Source organism: [Phormidium] sp. LEGE 05292 (assembly GCF_015207735.1).
Classification (GTDB): Bacteria; Cyanobacteriota; Cyanobacteriia; order Cyanobacteriales; family Aerosakkonemataceae; genus Floridanema.
The window spans coordinates 1-17,672 of record NZ_JADEWG010000134.1; the positions used below are offsets into that span (position 1 = coordinate 1).

Annotated in this window: 17 protein-coding genes; 9 read left to right on the forward strand and 8 right to left on the reverse strand. The window is 41.6% G+C overall.

The window, feature by feature from the left end:
• The first annotated feature begins 64 nt into the window (after positions 1–64).
• Entirely contained in the window at positions 65–988 is a 924-nt protein-coding gene (locus IQ264_RS25590; protein WP_193984212.1) for an NAD(+) kinase, read from the forward strand.
• A gap of 121 nt (positions 989–1,109) precedes the next feature.
• On the opposite strand, the gene nblB is transcribed toward IQ264_RS25590, so the two are convergent.
• From nblB to IQ264_RS25605, 3 genes are all read right to left on the reverse strand, one after another.
• Entirely contained in the window at positions 1,110–1,775 is a 666-nt protein-coding gene (nblB, locus tag IQ264_RS25595; RefSeq protein WP_193984213.1) for a phycobilisome degradation protein NblB, read from the reverse strand.
• A 146-nt stretch (positions 1,776–1,921) separates the two neighbouring features.
• Entirely contained in the window at positions 1,922–2,389 is a 468-nt protein-coding gene (locus IQ264_RS25600; protein ID WP_193984214.1) for a CBS domain-containing protein, read from the reverse strand.
• Positions 2,390–2,545: 156 nt separating this feature from the next.
• Entirely contained in the window at positions 2,546–3,622 is a 1,077-nt protein-coding gene (locus tag IQ264_RS25605) for a M42 family metallopeptidase (protein WP_193984215.1), read from the reverse strand.
• A gap of 274 nt (positions 3,623–3,896) precedes the next feature.
• Here IQ264_RS25605 and IQ264_RS25610 point away from each other — a divergent pair, with 274 nt between their 5' ends.
• The 6 genes from IQ264_RS25610 (at position 3,897) to IQ264_RS25635 (ending at position 9,005) form a co-directional block, all read left to right on the forward strand.
• Positions 3,897–6,437, forward strand: coding sequence for a CHAT domain-containing protein (locus IQ264_RS25610; RefSeq protein WP_228061811.1), 2,541 nt, complete (start codon positions 3,897–3,899; stop codon positions 6,435–6,437).
• 183 nt (positions 6,438–6,620) lie between these two features.
• Positions 6,621–7,205 (forward strand): hypothetical protein, encoded by a 585-nt coding sequence (locus IQ264_RS25615; protein WP_193984217.1) that lies wholly within the window; start codon positions 6,621–6,623, stop codon positions 7,203–7,205.
• A gap of 198 nt (positions 7,206–7,403) precedes the next feature.
• Positions 7,404–7,844, forward strand: a complete 441-nt coding sequence (locus IQ264_RS25620) for a hypothetical protein (protein ID WP_193984218.1) — start codon at positions 7,404–7,406, stop codon at positions 7,842–7,844.
• Entirely contained in the window at positions 7,831–8,085 is a 255-nt protein-coding gene (locus IQ264_RS25625; RefSeq protein WP_193984220.1) for a hypothetical protein, read from the forward strand. Before IQ264_RS25620 ends, IQ264_RS25625 begins: the two co-directional genes overlap by 14 nt.
• 3 nt (positions 8,086–8,088) lie before the next feature.
• Positions 8,089–8,628: an EndoU domain-containing protein gene (locus IQ264_RS25630; RefSeq protein ID WP_193984222.1), complete on the forward strand. Its 540-nt coding sequence runs from the start codon at positions 8,089–8,091 to the stop codon at positions 8,626–8,628.
• 101 nt (positions 8,629–8,729) lie between these two features.
• On the forward strand, positions 8,730–9,005 hold the full coding sequence (locus tag IQ264_RS25635; RefSeq protein ID WP_193984224.1) for a MafI family immunity protein: 276 nt from the start codon (positions 8,730–8,732) through the stop codon (positions 9,003–9,005).
• 317 nt (positions 9,006–9,322) lie between these two features.
• Here the strand turns inward: IQ264_RS25635 and IQ264_RS25640 are convergent, their stop codons facing one another.
• Together IQ264_RS25640 and IQ264_RS25645 are read right to left on the reverse strand one after the other, a co-directional pair.
• Positions 9,323–11,713 (reverse strand): filamentous hemagglutinin N-terminal domain-containing protein, encoded by a 2,391-nt coding sequence (locus IQ264_RS25640; RefSeq protein ID WP_193984226.1) that lies wholly within the window; start codon positions 11,711–11,713, stop codon positions 9,323–9,325.
• Positions 11,694–11,909: a hypothetical protein gene (locus IQ264_RS25645; RefSeq protein WP_193984228.1), complete on the reverse strand. Its 216-nt coding sequence runs from the start codon at positions 11,907–11,909 to the stop codon at positions 11,694–11,696. The genes IQ264_RS25640 and IQ264_RS25645 overlap by 20 nt, the downstream gene beginning before the upstream one ends.
• A 45-nt stretch (positions 11,910–11,954) precedes the next feature.
• Between IQ264_RS25645 and IQ264_RS25650 the strand changes: the two genes are divergently transcribed.
• Together IQ264_RS25650 and IQ264_RS25655 are read left to right on the forward strand one after the other, a co-directional pair.
• Positions 11,955–12,743, forward strand: a complete 789-nt coding sequence (locus IQ264_RS25650) for a calcium-binding protein (protein WP_193984230.1) — start codon at positions 11,955–11,957, stop codon at positions 12,741–12,743.
• 298 nt (positions 12,744–13,041) lie between these two features.
• Complete coding sequence (locus IQ264_RS25655; RefSeq protein WP_228061812.1) at positions 13,042–13,323, forward strand: hypothetical protein; 282 nt, start codon at positions 13,042–13,044, stop codon at positions 13,321–13,323.
• A 216-nt stretch (positions 13,324–13,539) separates the two neighbouring features.
• Here the strand turns inward: IQ264_RS25655 and IQ264_RS25660 are convergent, their stop codons facing one another.
• The 3 genes from IQ264_RS25660 to IQ264_RS25670 are packed head-to-tail and all read right to left on the reverse strand — an operon-like array spanning position 13,540 to position 17,534.
• Entirely contained in the window at positions 13,540–14,337 is a 798-nt protein-coding gene (locus IQ264_RS25660) for a DUF928 domain-containing protein (protein WP_193984232.1), read from the reverse strand.
• 16 nt (positions 14,338–14,353) lie between these two features.
• Positions 14,354–16,726: a CHASE2 domain-containing protein gene (locus IQ264_RS25665; RefSeq protein WP_193984234.1), complete on the reverse strand. Its 2,373-nt coding sequence runs from the start codon at positions 16,724–16,726 to the stop codon at positions 14,354–14,356.
• Positions 16,727–16,784: 58 nt separating this feature from the next.
• On the reverse strand, positions 16,785–17,534 hold the full coding sequence (locus IQ264_RS25670; RefSeq protein ID WP_193984236.1) for a tetratricopeptide repeat protein: 750 nt from the start codon (positions 17,532–17,534) through the stop codon (positions 16,785–16,787).
• Between the last annotated feature and the right edge of the window lie 138 nt (positions 17,535–17,672).

Consider the following 17,672-nt stretch of genomic DNA (forward strand, 5'->3'; position numbering starts at 1 on the left):
CCCCAGTCCCCAGTCCCCAGTCCCTAATCCCCTAAAAAATATAACGCTGGAGTTGGTAATTAGAGTGCAGCTAAAACACATAATTATTGCACACAAAGCAGGAGATGACCTGAGTCGCAAATGGGCAGAAAATTGTGCGCGACAATTAGAACAGCGGAATTGTCAAGTGTTATTGGGGCCAAGTGGATCGAAGGATAATCCTTATCCAGTTTTTTTGGCTTCATCAATTCACAAAATAGATTTGGCTATAGTGTTGGGTGGGGATGGTACGGCATTAGCAGCGGCGAGGCATTTAGCGCCGGAAGGAATTCCGATTTTGGCGGTAAATGTGGGGGGACATTTAGGGTTTTTGACGCAGCAGTTTGAGGACTTTAAGGATACAGAAAAGGTTTGGGATCGTTTACTGGAAGATCGTTTTGCTATTCAACGGCGAATGATGTTGCAGGCGGCGTTGTTTGAGGGCGATCGCACTAATCAAGAACCAATGAGTCAGTGGTTTTTGGCTTTAAATGAAATGTGTGTGAAGCCTGCTTCTGCCGATCGCATGATAACTTCTTTTTTAGAGATGGAAATTGATGGTGAGGTGGTAGATCAATATCAAGGCGATGGGTTAATTGTGGCTACGCCTACTGGTTCAACTTGTTATACTGTTTCTGCTAATGGCCCGATTATTCATGATGGGATGCACGCGATCGCAATTACTCCCATTTGTCCTTTAAGTTTAGCGAGTCGTCCCTTGGTTTTACCTGCTGGCTCAGTGGTAAGTATCTGGCCTTTGGGAGATTATGATTTAAATACTAAACTCTGGATGGATGGTGTTTTAGCAACTGCTATTTGGCCTGGACAAAGAGTTGATGTCCAAATGGCTGACTGCCTTGCTAAGTTTATTATTTTACGAGAAAACTATTCTTATTATCAAACTTTACGCGAAAAATTAATGTGGGCTGGGGCGAGAATTCATTACAACAATGACCACCGTCAAAACTGAGAGTTAATCAGGTAAAAAGTTAGGTTAATAATATCTTCTAAACTGAAGAGAAATTGTGCGGAGAATTTTCTCCTACTTATCCTCAAGCAAGATTAAAGTTAAGTAGGAGAAAATAGCTAATCTAAGCGATCGGCAAACTGTTTTTAGCTTCTTTGGCGATTTGTTCTACTTCATCATTGGTCATGGTTTGCAGTACAGCGAGGGCTTCTGGACTACCTAGACGACTGAGTGCTTGGACGACACGATAGCGAGTTTGCCAATCAGGATCTTTGCTGTAGTGACTCAGGAGGGGAACTGCGCGTAAGTCTCCTAATTCGCCAAAGGAACTGATGGCGGCTGTTTTAACTAAATCTACCTTTGATTGGAGTGCTTCTTCTAGGAGGTTAAAAGCTTGGATGTCTCCCATTTCTCCTAAAGCGGCGATGATGCTCATTTGTAGCAACCATTCCGAGGTATTGTGGTAGGCTTGTTCTAAGTCTGTGAGAGTTTCTTTTAACTGTAAAGCTCCCAGACAGTCGGCAGCAGCTGCTTGTACGTCTACTTCCGAGTCGTTGAGCAAGCGATCGCGCAAGATCTGCAAAGATGTTTCCAGATTTTCCCAGCCCAGAATGTCTAATTGACTAACAGCAGCGTAACGTACTCTAGAGTTGCTGTCCTTAATGGGGATTTGCACCAGTTTAAATGCGTTACTTCTGTCTAATTGACGCAGTTGATTGACGGCACGTAAGCGATCGCTAAGTTCCTCTGAACGAAGCAATTTTTGCACAGAGTCAGGAGTGATGGTCATTTGTCAGTAAAAAGGGTTTTCAAAGAACAAAGCTGATTGGTCACAGGTCAAAAGATTTTAGATGTTAGATTTTAAGTTTTTGGATTGTTCGATCGCAACTCTAAAATCTCAATACGGTTTTAGGGCAAATGACCAGAACTAATGAACTAGTCTTGACTGGCTGCCATTGCCCGGATAATATCTCCTCGCGTGAGAATGCCAATAATTTTTCCAGCATCATCAATTACTGGCAAGCGACGAATGTTTTTGTCGTGCATTAATTGTGCTGCTTTCTGCAAGGGTTGATCTGGTTCAGTAGTAATTAAGGAATCTTTCGTCATCACTTCTCCCACTGTTTGCCCCAAAGCTTTGTGTAAATCTCGATCGTAACGGGCAGGATTTTCTAAATAAATCACGCTGTCGAGAATCATGATATATGCTGGGGGCGTTACCCCTGTTTCCCGCCACATTAAGTCTGTTTCCGAGAGCACACCCACTAATTTGCCAGCCTGATCCACTACTGGCAGACCACTAATGCGTCGCTGGGCCATAATTTTAATCGCCTCTTGGAGAGGTGTTTCGGGCCGCACGGAAATCGGATCGCGGCTCATTACATCGGCAACAGTTTTGGGCATAATCGACTAAATTCTATCCTGATCAATTCCCCGGTTATCTTAATTGTAGGAAATAATACGGTTTTTCTGAGTACGGTTTACACATTGTTAATTATTCGGTACTGGGGATTGGGGACTGGGGACAAGGGGACAAGGAAGGGGACAAAAAAGAAATATTTACTCTTTCTCCCAGTCCCCAGTCCCTAGTCCCCAGTCCCTTTCGCAGTATGCTTGTAAAATGTGGATGCAGTTGGCGATCGCACCCAGATGAGCGATTTCATAACCGTGTGTGTTTTGAGTGGGAAAGCTTAAGCAAGCGGCGCGGGCGACATGACCGAATTTCATGGCAAGCGAAGCATCAGAACCAAAACCACTAAGAACTGCTAATTGTAAAGGTATGCCCTGTTGTTTGGTGACGGTTCGCAGGTCGTTATTTAATGATTCGTCATATATTCCGTAGCCATCTTGTGATAGCAAAACTGGTGCTTCTCCGTCTTCGATGGGGTACTCGCTGGATAGGGGACAAATTTCTAGGGCGATTAATGCTTCGAGTTTTTGGTTTTGGGTGAAGTAGAGTGCGCCGATTGCGCCGACTTCTTCTTTTGCTGAGGCTACTAAATAAGTATCCACTGCGGGTTGTTTGATATTTTCGGCTAGGGCTAGCAAGATGGCGATCGAGGCTTTATTATCTAAGGTGTAGCTGGCGATGTGGTCTTTAAGGCGAATCGGGCGTTTGCGATGTTTGCCAATCACGACGCGAGTTCCGGGACGAATACCCGCTGCTTCTAGTTCTTCACTCGTCAGTTTGGTTTCTACCCAGGTGTCTTCCCATTTTAAGGGTTTGTCTTCTTGTTGAGCTTTTTGGGGTGATTCGTGAGAGACGTGACGAGAACCAAAGGAAAGTATGCCACTGATTGTTTGATTGTCGCCTAGTAAGTCTAATACTCCTTCGCCGTAAACCCAAGGGAATGCGCCGCCGAGTTTGCGAATTTGGATTTTTCCTTCTGGTTCTATGCTTTTAACTATGGCACCAATTTCATCTTTGTGAGCGGTAATGGCGATCGCTCTGGTAGAATCTTTGCCTGGGAGATGTGCGATCGCATTTCCTGCTCTATCTATCCAAGCTTTTACTTGCAGTTTTTCAAAATGATCGAGTAATAAGCGATCGATTTCGCTTTCTGCACCACTGGGAGAATGATGTAATACTAATTGTTCGATAATGTTGAATAGGTTATCGTATGTTGAGGTGGACATTTTTAGGTTTGTTTTAAGCCACATTCCCAATTATTACAAATCAAATGGTTTTTTCCACAGTACCCAGCATTTAAAAGGCTAAAAAAAAGCTATTCTAGGAAGGCTCTGATTTCAATATCAGATAAGCGAGATGGTTACAACTTTAAGAAATTTGCTAATAGGGATCTGCCTATCTTTGTTGCTGGCACTGAGTCAGGGGAAAACCAAGACCTTACCGATATCCTTGGTTTCAGCGTTCTCTAACCTTGGGCAATATTTAATCCTGCCGAAAGCAATGGCTACGCATATAGTTGCTACCACTCAGATTAATTATACATCTTTAGTTGAGGTTGATATTACTCAATTAATACAGCAGGCTGTTAGTTACTATCAGAATGGACAATTTGTTCAAGCGATCGCACTTTGGCAACAAGCGGCTACTATATACCAAAATCGCGGGGACGATCTCGATCGAGCATTAATCCTCAGCTATGTTTCCTTAGCATATCAGCAACTTGGCGAGTGGTCAGAGGCAAAAAATGCGATCGCGCAAAGCTTAAACTTAATTCAAAACTCTGTAGGGGAGGGTTTTGCTGTTAATTCTTCTCCTGAAAGTACAGATTTATCTGCTAAACCCGCCCCTACAAATCATAAATCAAAACTTATCTTTGCCCACGCATTAAATACCCAAGGAAATCTTCAATTTTTTCTGGGTCAAACAGAAGCAGCATTAACAACATGGAAACAGGTTACTGACATTTATAAACAGATTAAAGATGAAAACCGAATAATTGGCAGTTTAATAAACCAAGCCCAAGCACAGCAAGCATTGGGATTATTTTTACAAGCACGCAAAACTCTTAATGATATAGAACAAATTGTTCAACCGCAGCCTAACTCCCAATTAAAAGCCATTAGTTTGCGAAGTTTGGGAAACATCCGACTGTTAGTAGGTGATATTGAGAATTCTCAGCGAGTTTTGCAGCAAAGTTTAGCAATTGCAGAACAACTCAAATTATCCGAATATGTTGGTGCAACCTTAGTCAGCTTGGGTAACGCAGCCCGCGCCCAAAAAGACTCAAAAACTGCCCTAGCTTATTATCAAAAAGTTGTAGCTTCTAATGCCTCACCTTTAGCTCAAACACAAGCGCAACTCAATCAATTGAGTTTGTTATTAGACATAGGAAAACGAGAAGAAGTTCAATCTCTTATACCTAATATTCAAGCTTTACTAGAAAAACTTCCTCCAAGTCGATCGACAATTTATGCAAGAATTAATTTTGCCCAAAGCCTACAAAAGATAGGGAATAAACAACAAAATAACCAAGCAGCACAAACTCTGGCAATTGCTCTGGAACAGGCGAAAAATTTGAGCGATCGCCCTGCCGAAGCATATACTTTAGGATATCTGGGTGGAATCTATGAACAAACCCAACAATGGTTAGAAGCACAAAAGCTAACTGAACAAGCACTTTTGATTGCACAAGCAATCAATTCTCCAGAAATTGCTTATCAATGGCAATGGCAACTTGGGCGCATTCTGAAAGCGCAAGGACAGATAAAAGTAGCAATCCAAGTTTATGAAACTGCGTTTAAAACACTTCAATCTATTCGCAGTGATTTGGTTGCTACTAATCCAGACTTACAATATTCATTTCGTGAAAGTGTAGAGCCAGTTTATCGACAATTTGTTGATTTATTACTAAAAAACTCTCCGAGTCAAGCAGATTTAAAACAAGCTCGCGAGGTAATTGAATCGCTACAATTAGCAGAACTAGATAACTTCTTCCGTACTGCTTGTTTGGAAGGTCAAAGTGTGGCGATCGATCGAGTTGATCAAACAGAATCAGCAGTGATTTATCCCATTATTTTGACAGACCGATTGGAAATAATTTTGAGTTTGCCAGGAGAAGCTTTGCGCCATTATACCGCTTCTGTTTCCCAGCAAGAAGTTGAAAATACGATCGAACAATTCCGGCAAAATTTGGAAAAGCCTTTCACCACACCAGAGAGCAAACTTTTGGCGCAAAGGGTTTACGACTGGTTAATTCGTCCAATTGAAGCAGAGTTAAAAGAACAAGTACCCAAAACATTAGTATTTGTCCTAGATGGTGCTTTCCGAAATGTACCAATGGCAGCTTTGTACGATGGGAAACAATATCTCATTGAGCGTTATAGCATTGCTTTGACACCAGGATTGCGATTAATAAATCCTCAACCCTTACAAAAACAAAAATTAAGTGTTTTGGCGGCTGGATTAACAGAAGAAAGATATGGATTTAGTGCTTTATCTAATGTTAATTCGGAACTGAAAGGAATCCAAACAGAACTTAAAAGCCAAATCCTTTTAAATCAAAATTTTACGAGTTCAACCTTGCAAAAACAGATTGAAACCCTGCCGTTTCCCATCGTTCATTTAGCAACTCACGGACAATTTAGTTCAAATGCAAATGAAACTTTTATATTAGCTTGGGATAAAAAGATTGATGTGAATGAACTGAGTGCTTTACTCCGCAAACGGGATGAAGTGAGGGAAGAAGCGATCGAACTTCTCGTCCTCAGTGCTTGCGAAACCGCTGCGGGAGACAAACGCGCCGCATTAGGACTAGCAGGAGTTGCCACCAGAGCAGGCGCACGTAGCACTTTAGCTTCCCTCTGGAGTTTAGATGATGAGTCAGGCGCACAATTTATTGGTCAATTTTATCGTGCATTGTCCGATCGTAACCTCTCCAAAGCCGAAGCCCTCAGACAAGCACAACTCAGTTTATTACGCGATCCAAACTTCCGCCATCCTCGCTACTGGGCACCTTATGTCCTAGTGGGCAACTGGTTGTAATTTCCGTCCTATAAGCACTTCAAGCAAAAATTTATTTCATCAACATTAGCGTGCATAAAGAGGCAAACTTGCCCGCCTAATGTTGTAGAGAGTTGATTGACATATTTCAGTTCAAAGCAAGCAACTGAATGGCATCAACACTCAAATTAACCTCGAATTCTTCTATTAATTTTGGAGAAACTCATGAAAACTTTATCCATCAAACCAAGCATTCAGAAACTCACCAAATTAAGTTTGATAGCCTTAGCCGCAACTTCTTTATCTACAGTTGGTGCTACAACTTTGAGAATGCCTGCTACTGCCCAACAAACAACAATTGCTACTCCACAAAAGATGATGTTGGCGCTTAATCAATTTAGAGGAATCGCTTACAAACGCTTACAAATAGGGGGTGTCAATCTTTCAATGTCTGAAGTACAAGTTAGAAAAGTTTTAGGTCAACCGCGAAAAATCAAGAATGGTTACATGGGGGTGGCTGGTAAAACTCGTACTCTTCAATATCCAGGAATAACTGTTAAGTTACTTGAAGGTAGCAAGCCAACCGATAACTTTTCTGTTTATGAAATAGAAGCTGACAGTTCTCGGTATGCTACTAAGGATGGAGTTAAAGTAGGCGATCGCGTTTCAAAAGTCATGAGCATCTATGGAAAAATCGATTCGGCGACTACTTTAAACTACCGCGTTAATAGTAGCAGTCCTACTTATTTTGTTTTTACCATTCAAAATGGCAAAGTCACAAAAATTACTTGCGGTGATGTTTTGAGCTAATAAATCCAGGTGTTAAAAAGAACGCCTGCTGTTGCTCAGAACAGCAGCAAAACCCAACCTAGCCAGCTAGAATTAAGGCAAAAAAATAACTGTCAAAATTTCAATCTTAAAGGCTGCATAATTCTTTGTTTCCACCCGCAAATTACTAAAGAGAGTGCAGAGGCACTCAAACCAAAGAAAAAACTTAGGAGAATTACCATGCTTCGCAAAATTGTATCCCTATTAGCGATCGGTCCTCTAGCTTTAAACCTTGTTGCTACTACACCTTCTACTGCTCAACAATCAATTAATGCCCAACAACCAACTAATGCCTTTAAATTGTCTTGTCACCAGCTAATATTTAAAGGGGCAAATTTTCATACACAAGCCACCTATCCTAGAGATCCAAATGTATATACAGGGCCTTTAAAGATTACTCGAGTTCATGGTTCTAAATGGTCGGGAACATTGAATTTAAATAATTATCAAGAAACTGTTGAAGGTAAAATTTATGGAACTCAATTTACTTTAAAAAGATCCTCTGGGCAATATTGGTCAGCAAGTTGCACTGCTTCTGGTGGGATTTATGGCAATTTCACAAAACAGGGATTGCGTCCAGTTGGGTCTTTTACCCTAACACCAAATTTTGCTCGACGATAAAAATTTGCATAATGCGATCGCCCCAACATTGTGGGCGGTCTTTTTTATCGATAAAGACAATTTATTGGTGGTTAAATCTATGCAATATTTACCATTTTCTACTTCAATTAATTCTTTACCATTGGCTGATTCATTACTTACAGATAACTCGATTATTTCGCTGTTATCGGAAGAAGAGTTATTTTGGTTTTTACATTATTGTTCTTCTGAAAAACTAAGTGACAATTTTTATAGGAGCTAAACTATGCAACCTTTATCATTTTATAATTCGACTGATTCTTCACTGTTTGCTAAGTTGATGAGGAAAAGCTTTTGCTCGATCGCTATTACTCTTGCTAGCACATTAACCGTTACCTTATTCTGTCAGTCTATATCATCTCAAGCCCAAGCTTCAATTATCCTTCAAGACTCAAATACTGCCAGCAATTATCGACAAAATAGTAATATTCCCAAAGGTGTAAATCTTGATAAACTGAGTCGAATTAGCCCTAAACGAATAACACATATTCTTAATGGTGATGCAACTGGTGGTGGTCATGGGCCAGGAAGAGGAATTCCTGGTAAAAGTGAATTCCCGGCTCGATGGAGCGATCGCCAAGTTATCAGATACATTTCTGATATGATTAAAGACCCTAATTCCCGATGGATTAAACAACCTGGCAGACCTCCGAACAGGTGGCGAATTGAAGGTACTAGAGAGGGCGTTAATATCAGAATTATCGTAGAACCTCAAGGGGAAGGAGTCATTACAGCTTTTCCCACTAATCGTCCCCGTAATCCATAAAATCCAGAATGATTCAGGCAAAAGTCAATAAATCTGCCTGAGTTATTTATATTTCATCTGTGGTTAAAATCAAATTTCAGTAATCGTGCAAGAGGTCTATAATGTTTGACTATAAAATTGTAGAAGAGAAGCTGAATACTGCTCTATATTTGGTTGAAGAAATTCTGCCAAAAGAATATATAGATATGGTGCGATCGGATATCGAACAAGGAGGCGAATGGGTATTAGCTCTCGAAACTTTATGCGATTGTTTAGCAGACCAAAACTTACCTATTTCTCAACAAATTTATGAAATTTTAGAAGAAATAGCTTCGCTCTTGAATCTAGAAAATAGACATCGTTTGGAGATGTTAAAACCTCTAGTAAGTAGGCAATAACAAATCCGAGATTAATACTCCTTTTACTAAGATCTTGCACTTCTGAGGCGGAGCCTCTACTTCTCGTTACCAGGTTCAACCTGGTAACGAGGGTTGGGAGGTTCTACCTCCTTTCAAAGAGCAAGATCTGAGCCCCCAAAGGGCGCGAAGAAACGCCCACAATAGATGAAACAAACACAATGCACAAGAGTTTGAGCAAATGTGTTTCTTAGGAGTTTGACGATTAGTGCAGCGTGGCAGAAATGATTGAGCAGCGGAAAACAGCTAGAAAGCTGAACATAAAAGTCTTCTTCCCTTCTGCCTTCTGCCTTCTTGCACTAGCGACAGAATAAACCACCTTGACCTTCTACCCGATAAGGTGTAACGGTAGGTGCTTGAGCAGTTAGAACGATCGCACCATTACTCAAAACCACCCATCCTTGTGCTTCAACAATAGGGGAGGTAGGATTGTCAGTTCTGAGTCGTTGATAGTTAGTTGTCCTTTGCTCCCTTGCTTCTTTCCCTGTTTCCCCTAGCAGTTCCAAATCTTGCCAAAGGGTATCTGCAATTAGTGGAGCAGTGGGATTGGTGGGGACACCGCCACGTCCAGTATTGACAAAACTACCAGTTTCACTGGCATTACTTGGACAGCGTTGAGCAATTAATCCTACAGGATCGACTAAATCAGTGGAGAGAATAACTAACCCCTGACTCGGGTCTATATCGGGAGTCTGGATATCAATCAAACCGTTTACTCCCAATTGTGAACTAGTGCTAATCGTGCTTTCTGAGGAACGAAGGAAGACTCCTTGTAGCGTAATTAGAAGATTTCCTCCCTGACCTTTGACCGCGTTGGCTGTAATTGCGCTATTCTCCAAAATCAATAAGTTATCGGCGTTGATAATCGTGTTGCCACCGTTGGCGGTGCTGTCAATGGTGATATCTGGTTTTGGGAAAGCGTTGGCGCTGGGGTCAGCGTCGCTCTCAATGACCCCGCCGTTGCGTAAAATCACAGATCCGGCATTAATAATGATGTTCCCACCCTCCCCAGAGATACTAGAGGCGCTGATGCGTGCGCGATCGTTTACTAAAAGCAAAGGGGTCGTAATTAATAAATCTCCCGCTCCACCCCTTCCCAATCCATCATTTTGTAAATAGGTGGGATAATCAACCAGAAATGACACACCCGCGACTGTAACTGATTCTGTAGCCACAATTTCTAACTTACCGCCTCTTCCCAAACCGCGATTAGATGCAGAGACAAAAGCACCGTCTCGAATGGTGAGTCGTCGGGTTTCGATTCTCAAATTACCACTAGCTCCTGTAGAGGTTTGGTCGCTCTGAGTTGCCAAATTACTACTAAACTCATCGGTGGGATTGACTCCACTGACTTCAACTGAATCAGAAGCGATGATGGTCAAATCCCCGCCTTTTCCACTAGCAAAAGAGCTAGCTCCAATTTGACCTCCATCACTAACGATTAACCGTCCGGTGGTGATACTAATGTTTCCGGCATTACCTGTACTATCGACTCGCGCATCAGCTGCTAATCCGCTCCCTGTAGAATTGTCGCTTCCAGATACTTCCACAGATTCAGAGGCGAACACGCTGATATTACCTGCATTTCCGGCATTGAAAGTGTCCGTTGCAATTGTGGCACGATCGGTGATGCTTAATTGTTGTGTTGCGATCGCTATATTACCTGAATTCCCCGCACCGCCAGTTCGAGCAATCAATCCACTCGGGTTTCCACTCGCTTCTGACCTACCTGTTAAGTTCACGGATTCAGAAGCATTGACGGTTAAATTACCGCCTGGTGCATCCCCTATGGTATTTGCATCCAGCTGGGCACCTCCACTCAGGGTTACGCGCCGTCCCTGCACCTGAATGCTATTGCCACCATTTCCACTAATAGTCGCTCTCGCTGCTTGAGATAAACTAATGTCTTGGAAATTTTGTACCCCTGTATAATCTAAAGCCCAACCATTAACAATTGGGGTCAGGTTGACCCGACTCGAACCCGCCACACTGCCTAACTCAATGCGTCCGCTTTCTGCTCGCAACCAGCCTCCTTCCAGTGCAATATCTCCCCCCACCAGTGCCAAGGTTTTCCCTAGAGGTACTTGCAAACCGACGAGATTGCCATCAGTATCGCTAGTTATAGAACGGTTAATTAGATTACCTGGATTGGCTCCAAATTGTAGACCTACTGGCACATTCACCGTTAGCAGTGGGGGTGCTTGCGGGTTGCTGGCGCTGAAGGCAAAACCACTATCGAACAAAATGCTATCTGCCGTACTTGCGACAAAAGAACCGCGTACATCTAATCGGGCATTGGCTCCGAATATGATGCCATTAGGATTGATGAAAAACAAATCGGCGTTACCTAATACTCCCAATGTTCCCAAAATTTGGGAGCGATTTTTGCCTGTGATTCGACTGATAATTCTTTGTATGCCGTTGGGATTGGCAAAGTTAACTTGCTGTCCTTCACCTACGTTGAATTCGGAGAAACTGTGAAATAAGTTAGGGCCTCTTGTTGCTCCTCCTTCGATGACGTTGTTGGGTGTGAGGTGCGATCGTTCATTCCCCAGCGTATTATCAGGAATAATTTGCGCCTGTATCGGATTGGCGTTAAATATTTCCCCAGCTAAACCTAAAAATAAACTTCTTAATATTAGATTTGCTAAGAGCGATCGTAATCTCTGATTACTTTTTAAGTAAAGCATCTAATATAATGACTCGCTTTGCTAATTTTTCCCTAATTACAGATGCTACCCATACCTGAAAACTAGATATAACAGCATTTTGAGCTATGAAGCTAAAAAATTTGCCAACGAAGCGTGCATAAACCCAAAAAGCCACCCGCAAACATTGGTAGGAGATGAAATGGTTGGTTCTCAACAGAGGTAGAACTGCCATCATTTCGAGTCTTTCAACTAACACATTACCAAATAAAGGACGACGAAAATGACAATGATTATTGGTGGCGAAGGCAATGACGTACTTTGGGGTACTTTCGATAACGATACAATTTTCGGGAGTTCTGGCGATGATGCCTTGTTAGGTCAACAAGGTGATGACTTGCTATATGGTAATCAAGGCAACGATGTAATGTATGGTTATCTAGGCAATGACTTGCTGCATGGTGGTAAAGGCAATGACTTGCTATTTGGGGAAGAAGGCAATGACCTGATGTTTGGAAATCTAGACGATGACTTACTATATGGTTCTCTGGGCAATGACACTCTCTACGGTGGTAAAGGCAATGACGCACTGTTTGGAGAACAAGGAGATGATGTCCTATCAGGTGACTATGGTAATGATTATCTCAATGGCGGTGGTGGTTCTGGAGAGTTTGACGTTCTTACGGGTGACGCAATAGCTGATCCAATAGGTGATATAGGTCAGGATATCTTCTCTTTAGCTACAAATACATTTACTCTTCCCTCTGGTCAACGGATAGCCGATCCGGGCTATATCAATGATGATATTCTCAATCCCAGCGGTAGTAGAGGATTTGCTCTAATTACAGACTTTCAACTCGGAGAGGACATAATTGAACTCGATGGCTATGCTACTCATTATCAACTGACTCAGGTTTTCTGGGGTCAAAGTTTTGGCAGTGCGGATAAGGTAGATACTGCGATCGTCTATATTGGCCCCGAACAAGATAAGTTTGATGTGGTTGGTGTATTGCAGGATGTGTCGCTCTCTTCTACATACCTGCAAACGAATGCTTTTACCTACCTGGGTTAGGGCTATTTAAACTAACAACTTCTGAGAATATAACGCTGTCCTGGGGCGATCGTGCGATCGCCTTTTTTGCCTTAAGGTTTTGTTAGCTAGTTTATGTATGTTTTAGCCTTCAATACGACCGCTATTATGCCTAATTTTGGCTTTAAATTTGTTTAATTACTTTCATCCAAAACTAGAAAATTCCGACCGCATCGGACTTTTTCCTGTAAGCATGATTTTTAATGATTAAATTGTTTATTCATTGCATAAACTGCGCTATCTGTCCGCATAATTTGATAGAAGCTTATAAATAAAAAAAATGGTTGTTAACTACACTTTAACTCTTAGAACAACATCAACTAAAAATCAACCTATACCTATTCTTAAAAATCTGCTCACTCATTCAACTAAATTAGGTTGGATTTTAGTCAATAAAAAGATTATTTCTCAAACTCAATTGGAATCAGCGTTAAACCTTCAGTTTTATCAGCATAGAAAACTTGGTGAATTGTTGCTTGAGCAACAGTTAATCTCTTCTGAGGAATTGGAGTTAGCTTTGAAGGAACAATACTGGCGCAGAAATGGATATTGGGTTATTTAATTTCTTAGCCCCTCTTAATAAGGGGGGAACTCCGAAAGAATTAATCACTAGCAACTTGCGTTATATAATATATGTCCGGCTAGTTAGCCATAGTATTTTTAATCCAACACCTTGTAGAGACGTTATATATAACGTCTCTACATTATGAATAATAAAAGGGACATTAGATAAAATAGAGACGCAAATTGTTGCGCCTCTATGTCTTTTTATGGGTGATTAATTACTAATTTTTTGTTCGGGAGTGCAGCAAGATGTAAAGGGTATTTGAGTGAGAAATTCTAATTTTGCCTGCTGCAATAAATTTATCCAAGCAGTTGCGATCGATTTCTGATTGGAATTGGTGTGATAAACATTAGCTAAAGTATTCAACGCTTCAAACCAAATGCCATTAGCTGCATATATTCTTGCTTGTTCTATTGGTGCTGCTTCTTGCAAGCGATTTTTTACAGTAGGATCTAAGTTAACTCGCTGGATAGTTCCTTTAACAAATACTGAGCTAGAAGGTTTTGCTGGGTCGCAATAAACTGAGAGTGTCCAAGAATAAGTTTTGCCAACTTCTAAAGATTTAACAGTATCAGGAATGGTAATATTGATTAAGCCCGATCGCGTTCCGGGAGCATTAAAACGACTATTATAAATATAGTTATCGGCATCATCTTGTAAAACAAATTCGATCGGAGTTTGCTCTGTTAATTGGTTGGGTAAATAAAACCAAAACGTCGGACGATCGCTTGTTGTTCTTCCCCAAACCATACCATTATTTGCCGGAACTAATGCTGTTAATGTTTCAAATTCCCGGCATGGCCCTCTACTAGCACCACCTCGCTGTCTTCCGCTTGGTGAACCTTGACTTGGTGGAGTTGGATCGTTAAAAATAATTTGTGTTTCTTGAATGTTTTTTTGATTAGAGACAGGCTGAGATAAACTTAATTGACCCACACTACTTAGGTCGAGTACGATTGCTGTTAAAGTACAAACTTGAATAGAGCGAAAACAGCTTTTAATCGGAAACATAAAGTTTAATCAATGACTAAGTTGGAACATTAGGGTTCAAGTAACTACTTATAGATACCGAAATAACTACTATAATTCCGGCAGGAACCAAAGGAACCCAACTTCCTTGAATTAGAAATACAAAGCTAATTCCGATGAGAATTACCACAATAATTACGCAAGTTACTGTGCGTTGTAGTGGCGATCGTAACCAAATAACACTAAGTCCACCAATTAACGCCCAAGTCCATATCCAAAGTATTTCTCCAGGTAAATTTCCAACCCAAATTAGCGATCGCTTGTCTAAAACAGCACTTAAAATTTGACTGGTCATATTTGCTTGAATGAAAACTCCCGGCACTTTTTCCTTTGTTGCCGATCCATAAGGTGTTGCCCAAAAGTCGCTACTACTATTCGCCGTCACGCCAATCAATACAATTCGCCCTTTAATCGCCTCTGGACGGACTTTTCCACTCAAAACGTCATTCAAGGTAACTTGAGGTGCGATCGCTCTTAGAGAGGGCAATGAACGGTAATTGAGAATAATTTGATTACCTGCTGCATCAATTCCTTGATACCCTCCTGTTCGCCTTTGCAACCGCTTAAATTCAACTTTACCTAGTTTGAGATTACCCTCAGAGGTAAATTGAGGAGAAATTCCTTTTGTTTCCAAATAGCGAAATGCTAACCGCACATTAAAGGCATAAGGAGTTGTGCAAGGCGAAGCTGGATCGGGATCGACAAATAGAAGTTGGCGACGTAACACGCCGTCATCATCCTCCAGAAAATCGCTGAATCCAACTCTGGATGGGGGAACTTCTGGAGGTGGTGCAATCCCTGTGGGATCGTACTTTGCATCGCTACCTTTGCAAATAGCAACAAGGCGTTTATTTTGGCGCAAATGTGCAATGAGAGTGGGATACTGTGATTTGGTGGCAAAATCGCGGTAAACATCGATTCCGATCGCACGAGGTTGATGTGGTTCTATGCGGTTCAAAAGTTGATTAAATGCTTTGTCTGAAAGGGAACTGCGACCCCGATCGGAATCTTGCGCTTGGATGTCCGCTTCGTTAATGGTAACAATTAGGAAACGATTATCAGGAAGTTCATTTGGTCGCAGAGTCAAAAGGCGATCGAATGCCCATAATTCTAACGGTTGTAAAAAGCCAAGCGATCGCACTCCCAACATTAATCCAGTTACGGCAATACTACTAACCAAAGTATGAATTAAATTTCGCTTTTTCAGAGGAGATAGTTGAATTTTTGATTCTGTATTCTGCTCTTTATTATCTGTTTTACTTAACCAATCATTCCATTTAGGAGGTAATTCTGCTGGGTTTTGGCAAATAACGGGCAACCAAGTAGCGCAGGGAAATTCTGTTTCTAATGCTTGGAGTTGTTCTCGTGCTTCTCGTACTGATAAGTAAAAAGATTGTCCGCCAGAAAAAGCAACTAGAAAGTTTTTCAGGAATTCTTGGGCGACGCGATCGCTAACAGGTTCCCGCATCACAATTGCTTGAGGAATTTGTAAATCTACTAAATTCCAAGCAATCTCCAACCCATCGCAAGAGTTGAAAATTGCTAGCTTCAATCCGCGCTCGATCGCTTTTTTCAATCCAAACCGCAATTGTTCTAAAGAGATGCTATCGTTACGATTAATTTGCAGAATATGACTGTTTTCTTGACTAGAACTATGTCCAGCGAAAAACAGAATATCCCATCCGGGTTGCCAAAGTTGTTGGTTCAATTCTTCCAATTTTGGCTCAACCAAAAATTGTAATTCTACATTGGGAAGTTGTTCTAGTAATTTTCGGTCTGTGGCAATGTCGATTCCTTCGCTATTGCCCAGAATGGCTAAAATTTTGACGGTGGATTTTTGCTGATTAGCATTAGCTTTAATCGCTTGCGCGTACTCTGGTAAACTTAAAGCAAGTTCCGCTCTGGGGTAGTCTTCAAAAAAGTGCCAAAGATGCCAGGGGAGTCTTAATAAATGATGATTTTCAGCAGTGATAATAACTCGAATTTCATCAGTTGGATTTAAGCGAGTGTGCAGTTGGCGATCAATATTCCGAAAAGAATCAGCATTCAGCCAAATGTTAAGTCCTTGCTGAATTTCTTGGCAAATTCGTTGAAATTCTACTTCAGAAACATCGGTAATATAAGACTCATCATCCTCAATTTCAAAATTGCTTTCTGCTACTCGATACTTTCGCCAACTGCGATGAGCATACAACGCTTCATACAACTTTTGCCAGCGCGGATATAAAGCACTAAATTCAGGTGCAGGAGGTAAGCTTCCTGTCATTTGCATGGGAGTGATACTATTGCTCATCCACAACTGCGCCACAACCATTGAAAAACCTTGTTGCCAATCTCCCTTACCCAAATTAAGGATGAATAAATGACTCATCGAATAACTAGTTTTAAAAGCTTTCAACAGCTACAAATTTGAGCATCCTAACATCTGTTTACTGCTGGAGGTTTCTGAGCAACTCTTGTGTTTGTTGATAGTTAGCCATATTCCCCTGAGCGCGAAACAGTTGAGCGGCTTTCTGTAAATCTGCTAATGCTCCCTGTTTATCTCCCAATGCTTGACGAGCAACTCCTCGATTGCCATGAGCTTCAGCCATGTTGGGATTGAGCTTCAATGCTTGAGTATAGTCAGCGATCGCACCCTGCCTATCTCCCAGCGAGTAGCGGGTAAGACCTCGATTATAGTAGGCATCCACAAAATTAGGGTCGAGTCGTAACGCTTGGTTAAAATTTTCCAAGGCTGCTTGATGTTTTCCCAGGCTAGCACGAGCATTCCCCAGTTTGTTATGAGCATCGGCATGATTGGGATTGACACGCAACGCCTGATTGAAGTCCTCAATAGCTGCTTCCATATTTCCGAGCATTGCTTTAGCAAGACCTCGATTGCAGTAAGCTTCAATAAAGTTAGGATCGATCCGTAGAACTTGGGTGAAATCTTCAATCGCACTGGAATAGTTTCCGCGATCGGACTTGTCTAACCCTTGCTGAAACAAATCATCAGGCGTTTGTGTAATGCTGTTCGATCTCCCCATAACAGCAGCTGCGATATCTTGCTGATATAGATAGAAGCTTTGTTCTCTGCTGGAGAAACGCTCTTTTGAAGGCGTGGCATTGGCGGTGGCAGCAAGTCCCCCCAGTGCTGTCGTTAGTCCCAGAATTGCGATCGCCTTTTGAATTCGGTTCATGACGTGACTACCTGCTCCGAAAAACTTACCCAAATCTAACTAAACTTGTTAATTTGACATGGTGTTTCCTTCCTGCTTCAACCAAGGGTGTCGGCACCAACTTGTCCACAAGCGTTAATAAGTTCAGGTCGAGCCGAC